Origin of the sequence: Streptomyces cavernae (genome assembly GCF_004023625.1) — a bacterium.
In the GTDB taxonomy this organism is placed as follows: Bacteria; Actinomycetota; Actinomycetes; order Streptomycetales; family Streptomycetaceae; genus Streptomyces; species Streptomyces cavernae.
This window is the reverse complement of the sequence record NZ_RPDJ01000046.1, coordinates 36,012-54,222: the sequence shown is the minus strand read 5'-3', so window position 1 is coordinate 54,222 and position 18,211 is coordinate 36,012. Positions and strand designations below refer to the sequence as shown.

Annotated in this window: 12 protein-coding genes and 1 pseudogene; 2 read left to right on the top strand and 11 right to left on the bottom strand. The window is 71.3% G+C overall.

The window, feature by feature from the left end:
- Positions 1-385: 385 nt before the first annotated feature.
- From EF387_RS39715 to EF387_RS39675, 8 genes and pseudogenes are all read right to left on the bottom strand, one after another.
- Positions 386-1,357 carry a helix-turn-helix domain-containing protein gene (locus EF387_RS39715; protein WP_202918516.1) on the bottom strand — a complete coding sequence of 324 codons (972 nt, stop codon included), beginning with the start codon at positions 1,355-1,357 and terminating at the stop codon, positions 386-388.
- A gap of 98 nt (positions 1,358-1,455) precedes the next feature.
- A complete protein-coding gene (locus EF387_RS39710) occupies positions 1,456-3,543 on the bottom strand; it encodes an AfsR/SARP family transcriptional regulator (protein WP_128381504.1) in 2,088 nt (695 codons plus the stop codon).
- An 8-nt stretch (positions 3,544-3,551) separates the two neighbouring features.
- Positions 3,552-6,830 carry a BTAD domain-containing putative transcriptional regulator gene (locus EF387_RS39705; protein ID WP_128381479.1) on the bottom strand — a complete coding sequence of 1,093 codons (3,279 nt, stop codon included), beginning with the start codon at positions 6,828-6,830 and terminating at the stop codon, positions 3,552-3,554.
- A gap of 158 nt (positions 6,831-6,988) precedes the next feature.
- Positions 6,989-7,450: pseudogene (locus EF387_RS39700) on the bottom strand (3-hydroxyacyl-CoA dehydrogenase family protein); the annotation flags it as partial.
- Between the two features lie 188 nt (positions 7,451-7,638).
- The gene (locus EF387_RS39695) at positions 7,639-8,877 is read right to left on the bottom strand and encodes a sensor histidine kinase (protein ID WP_128381477.1); all 1,239 of its coding nucleotides are present in this window, start codon (positions 8,875-8,877) and stop codon (positions 7,639-7,641) included.
- On the bottom strand, positions 8,878-9,672 hold the full coding sequence (locus EF387_RS39690; protein WP_128381476.1) for a response regulator transcription factor: 795 nt from the start codon (positions 9,670-9,672) through the stop codon (positions 8,878-8,880).
- A gap of 155 nt (positions 9,673-9,827) precedes the next feature.
- Complete coding sequence (locus tag EF387_RS39685; protein ID WP_128381475.1) at positions 9,828-11,411, bottom strand: trypsin-like serine protease; 1,584 nt, start codon at positions 11,409-11,411, stop codon at positions 9,828-9,830.
- Between the two features lie 1,366 nt (positions 11,412-12,777).
- Complete coding sequence (locus tag EF387_RS39675; protein WP_128381473.1) at positions 12,778-13,386, bottom strand: TetR/AcrR family transcriptional regulator; 609 nt, start codon at positions 13,384-13,386, stop codon at positions 12,778-12,780.
- Between the two features lie 95 nt (positions 13,387-13,481).
- Between EF387_RS39675 and EF387_RS39670 the strand changes: the two genes are divergently transcribed.
- Positions 13,482-14,228 carry an SDR family NAD(P)-dependent oxidoreductase gene (locus EF387_RS39670; RefSeq protein ID WP_128381472.1) on the top strand — a complete coding sequence of 249 codons (747 nt, stop codon included), beginning with the start codon at positions 13,482-13,484 and terminating at the stop codon, positions 14,226-14,228.
- A gap of 75 nt (positions 14,229-14,303) precedes the next feature.
- On the opposite strand, the gene EF387_RS39665 is transcribed toward EF387_RS39670, so the two are convergent.
- The 3 genes from EF387_RS39665 to EF387_RS39655 form a co-directional block, all read right to left on the bottom strand.
- Positions 14,304-14,819: a hypothetical protein gene (locus EF387_RS39665; protein WP_128381471.1), complete on the bottom strand. Its 516-nt coding sequence runs from the start codon at positions 14,817-14,819 to the stop codon at positions 14,304-14,306.
- Between the two features lies 1 nt (position 14,820).
- Positions 14,821-15,462: an NUDIX hydrolase gene (locus EF387_RS39660; RefSeq protein WP_162467291.1), complete on the bottom strand. Its 642-nt coding sequence runs from the start codon at positions 15,460-15,462 to the stop codon at positions 14,821-14,823.
- A 643-nt stretch (positions 15,463-16,105) separates the two neighbouring features.
- Positions 16,106-16,687: a DoxX family protein gene (locus tag EF387_RS39655; protein WP_420802677.1), complete on the bottom strand. Its 582-nt coding sequence runs from the start codon at positions 16,685-16,687 to the stop codon at positions 16,106-16,108.
- A 175-nt stretch (positions 16,688-16,862) separates the two neighbouring features.
- Here EF387_RS39655 and EF387_RS39650 point away from each other — a divergent pair, with 175 nt between their 5' ends.
- A complete protein-coding gene (locus EF387_RS39650) occupies positions 16,863-17,858 on the top strand; it encodes an aldo/keto reductase (RefSeq protein WP_128381469.1) in 996 nt (331 codons plus the stop codon).
- Positions 17,859-18,211 lie beyond the last annotated feature (353 nt).

Genomic DNA, 18,211 nt, shown 5'->3' with positions numbered 1-18,211 from the left:
CTGTGTCCCGCCGGTCTTCTCCGGTGGGACGAACGAGGCCGGGTCAGACACGGAGATCTGCGGGGCCGTGACGGCCACGCTAAAACCGTGCCGGTGGAGGGAATTGCCCGTCAGCGCACCGGTGTCGGCCCACCAGCGCATGGAACGGAGGCAGTGCGCTGTCGGCACGCATCCGGTGCGCTGCCGGGACACACCAGAGTCGGGGCCTGAATAGCCTGCACTTGCCCGGGTCTGCGGCGCCGGGGTTCGCGGGTCTGCGGCGGCGGAGTGCGCCGGCGTACGACGCTGGGGTTCGCGGGTCTGCGGCGTCGGGGTGCGTCGGCGTACGGCGCCGGGGCGTGCGGGTCTGCGGCGCCGGGGTGCGCGGGTCGCCTGCGCCTATTGGTTACCCGACCGCACACCCCCGGCCGGCCGTGTCCCGCCACTGGCTGGGCGACATGCCGTAGGCGGCCCGGAACACCCGGCTGAAGTGGGTGGCGCTCAGGAAGCCCCAGCGGCCCGCGACAGCGGCGATGGTCTGCCGGCCCCGGACGTGCAGCAGCAGATCGCGCCGGCACTCCTCCAGCCGGCGGCGCTGGATCCACCGGCCGACCGTCGTGCCCTCGTCCTGGAACAGCTTGTGCAGATACCGGACCGAGATGTGCTGGGCCGCGGCGATCGTCTCGGGGCACAGGTCCGCGTCCGCCAGATGCGCCTCGATGAACGTCAGGATCCGCGACAGCAGTGGCGATTGGGCGTCGGGGATGCCCGTCGCGTCCCGGCCCAGTTGCTCCGTCGCGAGCGTGGCCAGGAGGTTCACGGCGTTCCAGGCCAGCATCTCGCCGACGGAGGGCCGCGACGCGGAAGCCATGTCGGCGAGCTCGGACAGGAACGGCGACAGCAGCGTCCCCAGCCTCGACGTCCGGGCGACCGGAGTCGCCATGACCTGCCGTACGTCACGCTCGTCGATCCCCAGCGACTCCCGCGGCACGAGAAACACCTTCAGCCGCGACGGCTCGGGGAACACCGGCACCGGCGGCCGGTCGGCGTCGTAGAAGCAGATGTCCCCGGGGTCGAGGAAGACGTCCCGCGGTGCCCGGACGCCGGGTGCACCGGAGGCGACGGCACCGCGTAGGGCGCCCGGACCGCCGGGACCGCCGGGACCGGCAGGACCAGCGGGACGGGCAGCGGCGGTACCGGCCGCGCCATTCCCGCGTACTCCCACGAACAGGTACTCGCCCGTTCCCCGGCCGATCAGCCGGTGGACTCCCGCCCCCAGCCGGCCCTCTCCGGGCAGCCGCGCGGGCGCCGGGCCGGAGACGACGACGTCGAGGCCCATGGGCATCCTGCGCACCCTGTCAAGTAAGTCGGACGTCATCTGTCGGTCCCTCCGAAACCCGTCTGAAGAAACGGTCATTCACTTCGCGCCGAGCGTAGGAAGGCGGATGCACAAAAGAAGTGACAACGGAGTGACCGTCACTTCCCGTGGGCTGCGTCGGTCTCCTCGCCCTTCTCCCAGTCGGCCTCTTCGTCGGCACATTCGTCGGCTCCTTCCGCGACCTCTTCGTCGGCGTCAGAGGACTCTCCAGCGGTGAGCTCGGCGGCGAACACGCGCAGCAGCTCGTGCAGGACGTAGTGACCCGGTGCCTCTGCGACGACGAGGTGTGCGTCGGCGAGTTCGTCGAGGAGCGGCCGGGTGCTGGGGACCGGAAGACCGGCGACGGCGGCGACGGTGTCGACCGTCAGGTGCGGGCCGGGGTGCAGAGACAGCAGACGGAACAGCCGGGCGCCCTGCGGCGACAGTCGCCGGTAGGAGACGGCGAAGACGTCGCGGACGTCGGCCGCTCCCCCCGCCGAGCCGCTGAACGCCTCGAGACTGCCCCGGGCGCGCCGCAGTTCGGCGGCGATGGCCGTCAGCGGGAAGTCGGGGCGGCTGATGGCGCGGGCGGCCACGACGGCCAGGGCCAGCGGCAGCCGGCCGCAGCACGCGACGATCTCGTCGGCCGCGTCCGGCTCGGCGGCCAGGCGAGCGCGGCCCATGCGCAGAGCCAGCGCGGCCCGCGCGTCCACGGCGGACGGCAGGTCCAGACGCAGCGGGCGGGCGCCCGAGGCGGTCAGGCCGGGCAGCCGGGTGCGGCTGGTGACCAGCGTCAGACAGCCGGGCGATGCGGGCAGCAGGGGCAGGACCTGCTCGGTGCCGGCGGCGTCGTCGAGCAGTACGAGCAGCCGCCGTCCGGCCAGCAGGTCCCGATAGCGGCCGGTGAGGGCGTCCAGGCCGACGGGCAGGTGCCGCGGCGCCACGCCGAGCGCCGTGAGCATCCCGCGCAGTGCCTCCGAGGCATCCAGGGGAGCCCGGGAACCTGAAGGGGCGAACCCCTTCAGGTCGACGTAGAGCTGACCGTCCGGAAACCGGTCAGCGACCGTGTGGGCCCAGTGGACCGCGAGGGTGGTCTTTCCGATGCCGGGCATCCCGCTGATCAGGACGGTCGCCGGTGCACCGGGTGAGTCGGGCCGCCGCCGCGGGGCCGGCCTGCGTTCCCGCGGCGGGCCGATGGCGTCGGTGAGCTCCCGCAGGACGGCGAGTTCGGCTCGTCTGCCGGAGAACACCTTCAGGTCGGGCTGCAACTGGGCGGGCCGGACCAGGGGAGCCGGGGGGTCGGGCGGTGGTGTGGGTGTTTGGTGGTTGGGGGCCGTTGGGGGTGGGGGTGGCGGCGGTGGGGGTGGTGGTGTGGGTGTTTGGTGGTTGGGGGCCGTTGGGGGTGGGGGCGGTGCTGTGGGCGTCATGTGGGCGGGGGCCGTGCGGGTCCTTCGCAGCTCCTGCCGGAGCACCCGGGTGTGGGCCGCAGTCAGCTCGGCGCCGGGCGAGAGGCCCAACTCCGCGGCCAGCAGCCGTCGTACGTCCTCGTACGCCGCCAGCGCCTCCGCCTGCAGCCCGGAGACGGCCAACGCCATGACGAGTCTGGCGTGCAGGGACTCGTTCAGCGGGTCGAGCCCGACGGCCCGGCGCAGCTGCGGCACGACGTACTCCGTCCTGCCGCACAGCAGGGCCGCGTCGGCCGCCATCCGCACCGTGTGCACGATTTCGCGTTCCACCGCCGTGAACACGGCGTGTTCCCGTACGGACGACGGGACCCCCATCGCCACCGGGCCCCGCCACCCGCCCAGCGCTTCCACGAAGTGCCCCAGCGCCACCTCGGGCCGCCCCGTGGCCACCGCACGCTTGGCCCGTTTGGTGAGGACACGGAAGCGCAGCAGGTCCACCTCGGTCTCGTCCGCCTCCAGGAGGTAGCCACCGGACCGGCGAAGCACCCGGCGCCCGGGCGCGCGGGGCGGCAGCCCCGGTTCGAGCAGCCGCCGCAGTGAACCGGCGTAGCGGCGCACCACGTTCGTCGCGCTCGCCGGCGCTTTCCGGTCCCAGAGCACGTCCACGATCTCGCCCATCGGCACGGGCCGGCCCGCCCGCACCAGCAACAGGCCCAGAAGCGCACGCTGTTGGGGAAACCCGAGATCCAGCTCCCGTCCCCCACGGCACACGCGTAGTGGTCCCAGTACCTCGAACCGCATCACACACGTCACGCCAGGCCGCGTCGCTCGCTCTGCTCCCGCAGCCGGTCCCGGACCTCGTCGGCGTCGGGATGGCCGAGCGCGACGAGGATGGTCAGGGCCTGCTGCCAGGCGGCCCGGGCGTCCTCGTGGTCGCCCGTCGCGAGATGGGTGTCACCGATGTGGATCAGGGTGGAGGCCTCGAGGTACGGCACGCCGAGGTCCCGGTAGAGGGCGAGCGCGTTGCGGTAGCCGAGCAGGGCGTGCGGGTGGCGGCCCAGATGGTGGTGGGCGTAGGCGATGCTGTCCCAGGTGGTGGCCTCGCCATAGCGGTCGCCCAGGTCCTGCAGCATGGTCAGGGCCCGGAAACAGTGGCTCAGCGCCTGCCGGTACTCCCCGGTCTGCGCCAGGTACCAGCCGACCGAGTTGAGGACACTGGCCTGCGCCGCCCGGTGGTCGCACTCCTCGAACAACTGCAGGGCCAGCTGGTTGTGGCGCAGCGCACCGGCCAAGTCGCCCTGCTGGTCGCACGTCCAGCCGAGACTGCGGTGGGTGTTGGCCCGCCCGATGGCGTCGCCGAGCGCGGTGAACAGCTCCAGGGCACGGTCGAGACGGGGGCGGGACCGCTCGTGCAGCCCGAGCCGGCCCTCCGCCCGGGCCAGCGCCCGCAGTCCGTGGGCCTCCCAGGCGGGGTCGGCCTGCCGGTGCCGACGGGCACACTCGAGCGCGGTCCGCTGGACGGACACCCAGTCGTGCCAATGCCCGCGGCGGTCGAAGAACGGCTCCAGGGACCAGGCGAGCAGGCAGGCCGTGCTGGTGTGACTTTCGTGGCCGTTGTGGCCGTCGTGGTTTTGGCCTTCGTGGCTGTGGTGCTTGTCGTCGTGGTCGTGGTCGTGGTCGTGGTCGCGGTTGTGGTTGTGTTGTCTGTCGTCGCTGTCGTGGCCGGACTGCGCCGCCGCGTCGATGACGGCCAGCAGTACCGGGTACTCCGCGGCGAGCCAGGCCAGGGCCTGCTGGTCGTCGGCGAGCGGATCGGGCACGACACCCGCCGGGGGCCGACCCGGTGGCATCGGGTCGGCGTGCGGCGCGAGGAGCAGACCGGCGGCGTGCGCCGTGTGCAGGTAGTACGCGTACAACCGGTCGAGGGCGGACCGGCGTTCGGACTCCGGGTGATGGGCGCCGAGCAGTTCGGCGGCGTGGGCGCGCAGCAGGTCGTGGAAGGCGTACCGGCCGGGGGCGCGCTCGCCCAGCAGATGGACGTCGGCGAGCTCGGCCAGCAGCCGCCGTGCCCGCGCCGCCGGGACGCCGGCCAGCGCGGCCGTGGCCGGTATCGAGAAGTCCGGTCCCGGGTGCAGGGCGAGCAGCCGGAAGAGTCGGGCCGCGTCGGACGTCACCGCGCCGGTGGACCACGAGAAGACCGCACTGACGTCCGTGGCCGGGTCGGTACGGCTGAACGCCACGAGACTGCCGTGTGCCGCACGCAGTTCGGCCGCGACGGCCGACAACGGGAAACCGGGGTGGGCGGCGGCGCGAGCCGCGACACAGGCCAGGGCGAGCGGCAGCCCGGCACACAGCGTGGTGATCTCGGCCACCGCCCCGGACTCGCCCGCCAGGCGTTGGGCACCCAGCCGACGGGCGAGGAACTCCCGTGCCTGCCCGGCGTCGAGCGGACGCAGGGTCAGCGAGTGGGCCCCGTGCGTGGACACCAGCCCGGACAGTTGGTTGCGGCTGGTGACGATCGTGAGGCAGCCGGACGTGCCCGGCAGCAGCGGTCGTACCTGAGCGGTGTCGCGCGCGTTGTCCAGGAGTACGAGGAACCGGCGCCCCGCCAACAGACTGCGGTAGAGCGCGGCTTGGGCGTCCACACCGTGCGGAACCCGGTCGGGGGGTACGCCCAGGGCGTCCAGGAACACCCGGACGGCCTCCCCGGCGCCGAGCACCGCTCCCGACGGGTCGAAGCCCCGGAGGTTGACGTAGAGCTGTCCGTCGGGGAACCGGTCGGCGACCCGGTGCGCCCAGTGCACGGCGAGGGTGGTCTTGCCGATGCCCGCCATTCCGCCGATGGCGCTGATCACGACGGTCTCGGCGGGCGGCCCGTCGTCTCCCGCGAGCAGGGCCAGTACCTCGTCCAGTTCGGTGCGGCGGCCTACGAAGGTCGGTAGGTCGTGCGGCAGTTGTGCGGGTTTCGGTGGTGGCGGCGGGGAGGCCGGGGGGCGGGGGGCGGTGGGCTGGACGCAGTTGTCCCGGGCGGGAGCGGTTGCGGCGGTGGAGCCGATTGTGCTGACCGTGCCGCTGGGATTGGCGGAACCGAAAGAGACGGTGGGCGTGTTGTCGGGGGCCGGGGCGTAACGCGTTCCGGCGGGGGACGTGTTGGCGACGGTCCGGGTGGAGACGGTGCCGGCGGCCGGTGAGGATGTGTCGCGCTGCGTCGTCGTGTGAGTGTTCAGCGTCTTGTGGGTGTTCCGCAGCACCGTCTTGTGGGGGTCGTGGAGCACCGTCGTGCGGCTGTCGTGGGGCACCGTCTCGTGAGCGTGGCGCGACGAATCGTAGGGGTCGCGCAGCGTCGCCTGGTGGGCGTCGCGCAGTTCCGGGCTTGGATCGATGCCCAACTCGTCGGCGAGCCGGGAACACACGGCCCGGTAGGTGCTCAGCGCCTCCGACCTGCGTCCGGTGGCGGCCAGCGCGAGGATCAGCCGGGCCAGTACGGGCTCGTCCAACGGGCTGCGGACCGCGGCCTCCTGGAGCTCGGGCAGGACGGCCTCCGGTAGGCCGACCTGCAGCGCCGCGTCCGCCGCCTCCCGCACGGCCGCGAGACGCTCCCGGTCGACGGAGCCGAATCCCGCCCGCTCGCGAACCTCCTCGGGGACCCCCGACGCGACCGGCCCCCGCCACAACGCCAGCGCCTCGGTGAGGAGTTCCACCACCCGAGCGGGGGACGCCTCCGCCGCGGCCCGCCGCGCCGTGTCCCGCAGCAGACGGAAGCGCAAGAGGTCCAGACACGCGCCGTCCACCGCAAGTCGGTATCCGCCCGCGTCCCGTAGCAGCCAGCGGCCGACCGCCCGGGTAGGCAGCCCGGGCTCCAGCAGACGGCGCAGCGACCCGACATGACGCCGGATCACGTTCACCGCGCTGGTCGGCGGACGCCGGCCCCACAGCACGGTGACGATCTCGCCCACGGCCACCGGCTCCCCGGCCCGCGCCAACAGCAGCGCCAGCAGGGCCCTTTCCTGAGGACCCCCCAAGGGCAGCTCCGTGTCCTCCCGCCGGACCCGGACCGGCCCGAGAACCGCGAACCCCAAAGGTTCCATCGGCACTTCTTCTCCCCCTGATCTCGCTCCCCCCGGCACGAATGTACGTGACATCGGGCGTTACCCAGAGTCACATTCGTTCGGCACCGGCCGGTTGGGCGACGGGCTCTCGGAGGGGGCTCGCGCGACGGGTTCGCGCGCCGGGCTTCGGCTCCTGGTCAGGCGGCGCGGCCGACGGCGCCCGGTACGTAACTGAAGAACCCCCGCCCCGACTTCCGGCCCAGCAGGCCCGACTCGACCATGCGGCGCAGCAGCGGAGGAGGCGCGTACAGCGGCTCCCGGTACTCCTCGTAGAGCGCCTCGCCGATCGCCCCCACCGTGTCCAGGCCGATGAGGTCGGCCAGGCGCAGCGGGCCCATCGGGTGTGCGCAGCCCGCGGTCATGGCCGTGTCGATGTCCTCGGCCGTCGCCGTGCCGGAGGCGACCATCCGCACCGCGGCCAGCAAATATGGAATCAGCAGGGAGTTCACCACGAAGCCCGCGCGGTCCTGCGCGACGATCGTCCGCTTGCCCAACACCTCGCCCGCGAACGTCCGCACGCGCAGCTCCGTGGCCTTGGACGTGTGCAGCGACGGGATGATCTCCACCAGCGGCAGCACCGGTCCTGGCCGGGGCTGGTGTGGAAAAGAACACCCCGCGGCGACGTCAGGGCAGAACAGGTTCGCCGCGGGGTGAGCCATGGGGCGGAGTGCCGCGTTGGGAGCACGGTCACTGCCGGGACGGTTCGCGGCTGCGGGTCGTGGGGGTGCGCGCCCCGGGCGGGGGTCCGGTGAATGCCCGGGTGGCGACACAGTTCAGTTCTGTGGTGTCAGCCCGCCTTCGGCAGCCGGAGCGTGGCGATGGCTCCGCCATCGGCGGCGTTCGAGAAGAGCAGCGACGCGCCGATAACCTGGGCCTGGCCCGAGGCGACTGTCAGCCCGAGGCCGTGCCCGCGGCCGCGCTCGGCGGCTCCGGTGCGAAAGCGCTGCGGCCCTTCAGCGAGGAGGCTGTCGGGAAAGCCGGAGCCGTGGTCGCGGACGGCGACGGTCGTGTCCTCGACGGTGACCTCGACCGGCCCGGCGCCGTGGCGGTGGGCGTTGACGATCAGGTTGGCGAGGATCCGGTCGAGTCGGCGGGGGTCTGTCTCCACCACGGCCGGCGCGGCGCCGACCGCGAACCGTGCCTTGAGGCCGGTACGGGACAGCGAGTCCCGGACCACGTCGGGGAGTGCGACGGGCCGCAGGTCGGCGCGTTCCACGCCGGCGTCGAGCCGGGAAATCTCCAACAGGTCCTCGACGAGGGTGCGCAGTACCCGGACCCGGTCCCTGACGAGATCGGTGGCCTCGCTCTCGGGGAGGAGTTCGGCGGAGGTGACCAGGCCCATCAGTGGGGTGCGCAGTTCGTGCGCGACATCGGCGGTGAAACGCTGCTCACTGCGCAGCCGGTCCTGCAGACTGTCGGCCATCGAGTCGACGGTGGCCGAGATCTCGGTGATCTCGTCGCCCGCCCGGCCGCCCACCTCGGTTCTGGCGGCCAGGTCGCCCGAGGCTATGCGCCGTGCGGTGCGCGCCACCCGCCGCAGGCGCCGGTTGGGGAGTTCGGCGGCGAGGGCGGACAGGGGGATGATGACGGCAAGCGCGGCCAGTGAGTATTTCCACATGTGCCGGTCCAGGGCGCGGCGGCTGAGCTGATCGGGAGTCATGTCGACCGAGATCGCCGCAAGGCGTCCGTCCGGCATCCGCTTGCCGGCCCACATCCGCGGCTGGTACTCGTCGCTCTCGTCGTACATTGCGGCAATCCCGTGTTCCCGGACCATCCGTACCAGGTCCGTCGGCATCTCCCCGGAAGTCCGGGTCAGGCCGTCGGTCCCGCTGCCGCTCTGTGCCGAGAGGGCGGTGTCCAAGGCGGAATATGCCTTGGCCGCACCGTCGTTCATGGACCGCTCGTACGTGCTGTGGTGCACCAGCAGCCCGACCGTCAGCGCAATTCCGCAGCACGCCGCGGCCACCAGCAGGGCGATCTTCCAGCGCAGCGAGCGCCAGTTGAGCAGGGTCCGTCCGGCTTCCATTCAGCGCCTCAGCTTGTAGCCGAAGCCTCGGACCGTCTCGATGCGCTCGGCGCCTATCTTCTTGCGCAAACGCTGCACGCACAGGTCGACCACACGACTGTCGCCGTCCCAGCCGTAGTCCCACACGTTGCGCAGCAGGGTCTGCCGGTCCAGGACGATGCCGGGGCGCGCGACGAACTCCAGCAGCAGCCGAAGTTCGGTGGGGGCCAGCGCGACCGGCTCACCGGACAGGAACACCTCAAGGCCGGCCGTGTCGATGGCCAGGTCTCCGAAGACGAGCCGGGTGCGTTGATGGGGCGGGTCGTTCTGATCGAGCCGGGCTGACCGGTCCGGCGGGCGGACTCGGGATCCGCCCGCCTCCGTGCCGGCGGGATGAGCCGGTGCCACGGTCGGTGCGAACGTGGCGCGGCGCAGCAGCGATCGGATCCGGGCCACCAGCACCGGGGTGTCGACCGGCTTGACGACATAGTCGTCGGCGCCCGCCTCCAGGCCGGACACGACATCCAGTGTGTCCCCGCGGGCCGACATCATCAGGATCGGAGTCGTGCTGCTCTCCCGGATCCGGCGGCACAGCCCGATGCCGTCGAGCTCGGGCAGCATGACGTCCAGCAACAGCAGGTCGTGCCCGCCCTCCCTGAACAGTTCGAGACCGGTCAGTCCGTCACCGGCGGAGGTGACCCGGTAGCCGTAGCGCTCCAGCGCCATCGCGACCGACCTGCGGATCACCTCGTCGTCCTCGACGAGCAGGATCGCCACGGGCGCCAGGGCGTCTCCCCCGGCCGCTGGAACCGACATCTATCCCCATCGGACGTAGGTGCTGAAGGCCCATCATGCGACGGGGAATCCCTCCCTGCCGAATTCTGCCTTCACCGCGCCCACCGGGCCTGGGTTCTGAGTGAATGTGATCGGATCAGGATGCGTGGGTCCGGAGGCCGCTGCGCCGGTCCTGGTCACTGGGGCGGGCCGTCGCGGTGGCCGGGACGGGGCGCGGCACCAGTGAGGGTGCAGCCCGGGTGGGACAGGTCCAGCTCGGACCCCTCGGTCAGGCAGGCCGCGATCTGGTAAACCTGCTGGCCGTAGCTACGGCCCTGTACGGAGGTCACGGCTCCGTCCGGGCCCACCTCGCAGGGGTTGTTGTCGGTGCACTGCTCGCCGGCTTCGTTGTGGGTGTTGTGGATCCCTACGACCGTGGTGAGGTCGGGGGCCAGCAGGGCCGAACCGGAGGTGCCGTGCCAGGGGGCGCAGTCCTCGCTGGTGGCGTACCGGATCGAGTCGTCCTGCTGGTAGCCGCCCTCCCGCAGGTTCGTGACCACGGCCTCGGCGGTGCAGTCAAGGCGGCCGCCGGCGTAGGCCATGGTCAGCGGGCCGCCTGCGCGCACGGGGGTGGAGGTGAGTTGGAAGACTTTCGCGCCCTCGGCCTTCAACTGCGCGTAGGTCTTGTCCAGGCGGTAGAGAGCGATGTCGGTGCCGGTCATCGTCGCGTACACCAGCCGTTTCGCACGGGCGGTGGTCTGGGGGTAGCCCTGACGGTCGGCGATCGGCACCTCGCGGTCGGCCGGCCGGTCCACCAGCGCGGTTCCGGGCGCGGGCCGCTGTTCCTGTACGCAGTGACCGTTGGTCAGCAGCAGCGCCGGGTCCTGCGGCCGGGAAGCCGGGGGGCGGACCACTGAGCCCACGCAGTTACCCAGGTCCGCCGCGCCTTCCACGTTCGGAATCTGGTCGTCGGGGGGCACGTTGGCGCCCGAGATGATGCCGTTGATCCAGTCGGCGTGCCTGGTGACATCGGTGTACAGCGTCTTGCCGCTTTCATCGGGGCCGCTGACCACACCGGCCACGGCCCACTGGTTGCGCTCGCGGACCAGCGCAGGCCCACCGGAGTCCATGTTCGACGCGGCGACCTTGCCGTCGGCGCTACCGACGCACAACTCTCCGACGGGCCCGGCCGACGGACACGTCGAGAGCGGCTGCACCACGGTGTCGGCCTCCCTCAGCCGCGTGGGGAAACACGCCGGATCGGTGCTGTCGTCGCAGGTCATGCCCCAGCCCATGATGCGGACGGGCGTGTCGTCCGCCGGCGTGGTCGAGGCGATCCGCACCGGCTTGGCCCGGACCGGGGTCCGCAGGTGCATCAACGCGAGGTCGCGGCCCCAGAACCCTCCCTCATCGCGACTGGTCGCCAGCCGGTAGTAGTGGTCGACCTCGGCGACCTCGCCTCCGGAGGTTGTGTCCAGTGACCCGACCCGGACCTTCCAGCCACGCGGGACACCCACCTTCGCATCGGTCGGGTTCCTGCCGGCACAGTGGCTGGCGGTCAGTACCCATTGCGGTGCAAGGACCTCCACCCCACAGCCGTGTCCGTCCGAGCGCGGCGGCGCGGGATAGGACGGCTGGAACGAACCCATGAACGAGTAGGCCCGTGTTGACTCGGTGCCACCCACGATGCCCTGCGCAGGTAAGGCGGCCATCACGATCGCGGTCACCGCGACCCCTGTCGTCAGGACGGCGGCCGCCCTTGGGCTGATCGACTTGAGCATGAGTCACTCCCCATTTCTTTCCCCCGGACCAGAGCGCCGGCGGGTTTGTACGGAGGAACAGCGCCCGGCCGTCCCGTCGACCAGATCCTGGACCCGGCGGTCCACCGGCGGGTCTCACCCGTGTATCGAGCGCCGCACGGCAGCCGCTCAGTTCTGTATCAGCGGGCACGGCTGGGCGAAGCCGAGGCGTTCACGGAGCGTGAGGGCCCCGCCCGCGTTCCGTACGACACGGGGAGGGAGTGACACCGGCTTGGGCGGTGGGCGGTGGGCGGTGGGCGGTGGACAGTGGCTGTTGCGCCGTTGCGCCGTTGCGCCTGCTGGTTCGTGGGTCGGGGCCGCGCCGGACTCTCCGTCCTCGGTCATGGGGGTGCCCCCCCTGCTCATGGGGGTCCCCTCGCTCGAGCGCAGCCGAGAGTGGGGGAGAAGTCGAGAGCTTGGGGGGAGCGTTTCGTGTTGCACGGAGGAGTACGAGTGACCCGAGCGCCAGCCGCTGCGGGCGGAGAGTCCGGCACGTCCCCTTCCGGCGGTTCGCGGCTGCGGGTCGTGGGGTGCGCGAAGCCGGTCGGGGGTCCGCAGCCCCTGTGACGCGGAGAGTCCGGCACGTCCCCTTCCGGCGGTTCGCGGCTGCGGGTCGTGGGGGTTCGGGTCCGCCCTGCGGTGTCGGTTGCCGCTGGGTGTTGTGAGGGGCGTGGCCCACAGCCCCTCGGTCGGGTGGAGCTGCGGGGGCTTAGGGCTCGCCGATAAATAATTCGTCGGCAAGCATCGCTCCTGAGCTGCGGTGTCAAGACCTGGAGCACGCAAGTTATTTCCCGGCAAGCCCTTAGGGGTCCTTTCACTATGCCCGCCCGGGTCGCGTGGTCTGGCACCGCTCCCCCAAGCTCTCGGCTGCGCTCGAGCAGGGGGCACCCCCATCGCCGCGTTGCCAAAAGGTCCTAGTAGCTCCGCTACGAGGACCTTCCGCGCCTTGCGATGCACGGCACCAGACCACGCGACCTGATCGGACGCTCATAGTGAAAGGACCCCTTATGCCTTGGCCGGTGGGGCCGTGGTGCCGCGGAGGATCAGGGAGCCGGGGGAGACCGACGTGTACGGTGCGTCGTTCGTCGGTTTCGTTGGCCGAGAGCATTTGACTGCCCGTCGGTATCAAGCCCGCGGCAGGACCAGCCGGCGGCCTGATGGAAGCTGCTCGCGGGCGCGCCGCCCCATCAGCCATCCCCAAAGGGCCCAGAGGTGGCCGGCCGCCGAAGTGCGAAGACCCCAGGCCGTCGTGGTGCCGTAGCCGTTGGGTGGCGCGCATGGCGAGCGCCACCCAATCGTGCTTGCCTATGGCGCTCGCTTGATTGTCCGTACTCGCGGCTACGGGTCGTCAGGCAGGTGGCCAGCTTCGCAGGGCCATGTCGGCCACCCGCTGGAGGTCGTCGCGGGTGGCGCCGCTGGCGGCTTGCACGGCGATGCCGTTTGCCACGGTCATGAGGTAGCGGGCGAGTAGTTCGGGATCGGTGTCGGGGGGCAGGTCGCCTTCGTCGACGGCTCGCCGGAACCGGTCGCGGAGGAGGGAGGTGTGCTCGTTGCGCCAGGCGATCAGGGCGTCGCGGGCGTGGCTTCCCGGGTCGCCGGCGGCGAGGGATCCCTGGACGCCGAGGCACCCGGTGGGGCAGCCGGGGCGGGTGGTGGTTCTGACCGAGCCGTTGAGGAACGCGGTGGCCACCTGCCGGGCGGTCGGTTCTCGCAGGGCCCGGGCCCCGTACGAGGCGGGGCCTTCGGTGTAGCGCTCCAAGGCCTTCCTGAACAGGTCCTCCTTGTTGCCGAAGGCCGCGTACATGCTGGTGCGGGTGATGCCCATGGCGTTGGTCAGATCGGTGAGGCTGGCGCCTTCGTAGCCCTGTTCCCAAAAGACCCGCATGGCTTGTTCAAGGGCCTCGTCGGCGTCGAAGCCCCTCGGCCGGCCGATCGGTCCCTTCTGCCGCGTCTCCATGCGAGCGATCATACCTCTTCCGTACCGGTCGGTGCAGATGTGCTACGGTCCTTTTCGGTATCGATCGGTACTGAATTTTTGCGGAGGTCATTCGCATGGGACAGCTTGATGGCAAGACCGCCGTCGTCACCGGCGGCGGCACCGGGATCGGCCTGGCCACCGCAGTCCGGCTGGCAGTCGAGGGCGCTCACGTGTTCATCACCGGCCGGCGCAAGGCCGTGCTGGACGAGGCCGTCGAGACCATAGGCTCGGCAGGGGCCACCGCGGTGGTGGGTGATATCTCCGACCTGGCCGACCTGGATCGCCTCTACGACACGGTCCGCGCCCGGGGCCGTGGCCTGGACGTGTTGTTCGCCAACGCCGCCAGCGCGTCGTTCGCGACCCTGGAAGAGGTCACCGAGGAGCACTTCGACGAGACCTTCGGCGTCAATGTCCGGGGCACGTTGTTCACGGTGCAGAAGGCGCTGCCGCTGCTCAACGACGGCGCCTCGGTGATCCTGAACTCCTCGGTGCGCGCCGATGACGGTGTGGCGGCGTTCGGCACGTATGCGGCGTCCAAGGCGGCGTTAAGGTCCTTCACCCGGACCTGGGCCAACGAGCTCAAGGGCCGCGGCATCCGGGTCAACGCGATCTCCCCGGGCACCATTGACACTCCTGGACTCGACGCCGCGGTGGCGGGAGACGCCCCTGTCACCAAGTCACAGTTCGCCGCCGGTGTCCCACTGGGCCGGATCGGGCGCCCGGAGGAGGTCGCCGACGCGGTGGCTTTCCTCGCTTCCGAGCAGAGCAGGTTCATCCTCGGAGCCAACCTGTACGTCGACGGCGGCGAGAACCAGATCTGACCCGACGGCAACACCCCTGGCGGTCACCAGCGGCGACGATCCGTGACGGACCACGAAAGGGCGGGGCGCCAGAAGTCACATCGTCTCGAGGGTCTCCCGCGCCCGGGCGATGAACTCCTTGAGCGTCTGCCAGAACGGTCCGTACGAGGCGTCGAATCGGTCGGTAGCCGTCGGGTCGCCGTTGATCATGTCGCCAAGTGCCTTGTACAACGGGGAGGTTGAGCGTCTGACAGTGTTTGCCGCGTCCGCCGTGGCGGGTGGGCCCTCCAGGGAGACGATCCACACGCAGTGCCGCAGTCTGCCGTACTCGTCCCGCAGCCGTATCCGCAGCTCCTTCAACTCGGCCTCGTGCCCGGTCACATCGCGTAGATCGGACACCTTCCAGTACAGGTCGCCCATGCGCTGCGCCTGCTCGATGAGGTCCGCGTAGGCCTTCCGCCGTGTCTCCCGCTGGCGTTCCACCCGTCCGGCGCTCGCCGTGGTGTCCGCCTGGATCCGTGCGGCGCGTGCCGTGCCCCGGCTGGTGACCCAGCTGGCCAGGACGGCGGTGCCGGCGGTGAGTGAGGCGATCCAGAACGCGTTGTCGGCCATCTCAGAGCGACCGTTCCGAGACCCGCGCGAGGTGCGCTTGGTGCGAGGCCGGCAGGCTTTTCAACTTGCGCGTGAATCGGTGCATGTGGGGGTCCAGGGTGTCTTCCGGCTCGGCGAGGACCTGGTCCAGGGAAAGCCACTTGATCGCGTCGAACTCGGCTTCGTCGAAGGAAGTCACCTGGCCCGCGTCTGCCCGTAGGACGTACCACAAGGACACGTCAGTGTGCTGTCCCGGGCCGCGAGTCCGTGTGACGGTCAGGAAGAGCGGACGGTCGCCCGTGATCGAGGCGGGTACGGCTTCGATGCGCAGCTCTTCACGGCATTCACGCCGGACCGTGTCCCACGGGGCCTCCAACGGCTCGACGTGGCCACCGCTGGGAAGCCACAAGCCGGCCTTGCGGTGGGCGACGAGCAGGAGCTCCTCCCGGGTCTCGTCGAGCACGACAAAGTAGCTGACCAGATGCTTCGCCGGGGTCGCGGGCTTCTGCGTCCGGTACAGAGGCGCTCCGCCGCCGATCCACTCCGCAGTTGCGTCAAGGTGTTCCTGCTCCTGGGCATCCCAGGGATCGATGCCGCTGAGCAATCGCAACAGCTGGCCACGGAGCAACTGATCGGGCCCGCCTGACGAATCCACGCTGATCACGGACACATGATGGCAGGGCTGCCACGAACGTTGTGGCGGTCGCACACATGGTTGCCCACTTCGTTTCACTCCCCGCTCAACTCGTCGAGGATCTCGTCGTAGTGGCGGCGCCGGCGGGTCAGTGTCTCGGCGAGATCCTCGTCCGTAACCTGGGAGATTTTCCCGAGGTGCTCCAGGAGGTTGTCCCGCTGGGGATGGTCCGCGGCTTCGACCTTGCTTTCGGGCAGGGTGCCCGGTCGTTCAGGGCCGGGGTGAATGCCCGCTCTAGAGGAGTGGGGCAGGGGGCCGATTCGCCGTCAGGGCGATTCGGTGTCGACGACGTGATGCTGAGGGGGTGGCCACAGGCAGGTGGTGGTGAGGGGGAGTTGTGCTCGTCGAGCCAGGTCGTCAGCTGGTCGATGGTGTCCCAGAGGGAGCCGTCGTCGGTCATTGAGCAGAGCTTGCCATGCGCCGCGGGACACACAGGCCCGTACGCCCGACCGCAGGCCAGGCCAGGCCAGGCCAGGCCGGGCCGGGCTAGGCCAGGGCCAGGGGGCAGGCGATGCACCCCCCTGGCCGGGGGTATTGGCGAGGGCCTTCGGCTATGGGCCAAACCCCTCGACCATGGGCCAGGCCCTTCGCTCATGGCCAGGGCCCCTCGGCGTCAGGAGCCCTCTGCCGTCGGCGTAGCCGCCTGGGCGGCCTCCTCCAACGATGGCTCGTCGGTCTTGCGCAGCCGTTTGGCGCGTGTCCCGATCACCGCGAGCGTGGCCGTCGCGGCGCCGGCGAAGGCCGCCGGGATCATCCAGCCGCGGTTCACCGTGTGGCCGAGCGCGTGGTCCAGGGAGAGCCGGCCGGGGCCCGTCACGGCGAGGCCCGCGGCGGTCAGGCCCAGGAAGCCCGCGTACTCGAAGCCGCCGCTCTGGTTGAAGAAGCCCTGCGGCACGTGCACCGCCGCCGCGCCGGTCATCGCGCCCGCGGCCGCGGCTCCGGCCGCCGGGGTGGCGAGCCCCAGGGCCAGCAGCGTCCCGCCGCCGGTCTCCGCGACGCCCGACGCGACCGCGCTCGCCTTCCCTGGCGCGTATCCCACCGACTCCATGAAGGCGCCGGTGCCCTCGACCCCGTGTCCGCCGAACCAGCCGAAGAGTTTCTGCGCGCCGTGGGCGGCCAGTACCCCGCCCGCGCCCAGTCGGAGGAACAGGAGTCCCAGGTCTGTTCGGTCGTAACCGTTGGCCTTCTTGCTCACGGTCATCCCTCCTCGCACGCGAAGAAGGCCCGGGTACCCACCGTCCCGCCCCTCACACCGCCCCTCACACCCCCGGCGCGCGCTCCCGCCGGGCTCCGGGTGGGGCCTCCCGGTGCGGTCCGATGCACCGGGGCTCTTGCGTTGGAGTGGGCTCCAGCTCCTAGCGTGCGCAGGCATGGAGACCAAAGGGCACACCAGGACACTCGGCCGATCCGGTATCGAGGTCAGCGCACTCGGCTTCGGCTGCTGGGCGATCGGCGGCGAGTGGTGGGACGCGGCCGGGCAACCGCTGGGCTGGGGCAAGGTCGACGACGAGGAGTCCGTGCGGGCCGTCCGGCGCGCGCTCGACCTCGGCGTGACCTTCTTCGACACGGCCGACACCTACGGCGCCGGGCACAGCGAACACGTCCTCGGACGCGCGCTCGGCCGGCGCCGGTCCGAGGTGGTCGTCGCGACCAAGTGGGGGAACATCTTCGACGAGGAGACACGCACCCGCACCGGCGGCGACGACACCCCGGCGTACGCGCGCCGCGCGCTGACCGCGTCCCTGCGGCGCCTCGGTACCGACCACATCGACCTCTATCAGCTGCACCTCTCCGACGCCGACCCGGAGCGCGCCGCCGAACTCCGCGACCTCTGCGAGGAGTTCGTCAGCGAAGGGCTCATCCGGGCGTACGCCTGGAGCACCGACGACCCGGACCGCGCCGCCGTCTTCGCGCGGGGCCCGCACTGCACGGCCGTTCAGCACCGCCTCAACGTACTGCAGGACGCTTCGGAACTCGTCGCTCTGTGCGAGGAGTTGAACCTCGCGAGCGTCAACCGCAGCCCGCTGGCGATGGGTCTGCTCACCGGGAAGCACATGCCCGGGCGTGTGCTGGAGTCCGGTGACATCCGCAGCGCTCCGCCCGCCTGGCTGCCGGGGTTCAGCGAGGGAGGGGGAGCGGACGCGGAGTGGCTCGGCCGGGTCGAGGCGCTGCGCGAGATCCTCACCAGTGGAGGTCGCACCCTCACCCAGGGAGCCCTGGCCTGGCTGTGGGCGCGCAGCCCGCGCACCGTGCCGATTCCCGGATTCCGCTCGGTCGAGCAGGCCGAGGAGAACGCCGGCGCGCTGGAACGAGGCCCCCTCACCGCCGAGCAGTTGACGGAGGTCGACACCGTCCTGGGACGGTGAGCCGACGCGGTGCCGGGACGGTGAGCAGGCGCCGTACCGGGGCGGTGAGCCGAAGCCGTCCCGGGACCTTGACCCGAAGCCGTCCCGGGACGGTCTGCCCGGACGAGACAGCTCAATGTCAGGGAAGGGCGGTTGAGTTCGGTACGGGAGAAGATGCGGAGGGGATCCCGAGAAGAACGGCGGGCCCGGCCTCGCGCACCCACGGTTGGACGGTGGATCCGCGCGGGCCGGGGCCCGCCGCATTCGCCGGAGTCCGGGGCAGCCGTTCCCGGCCTCGGGTAAGTCCCGCGCTTCCGCGCGGGTCCCCCCACCCTTGCCATGGGAACGGCTGCCCTCTTCCCCCCGTCGGTGTG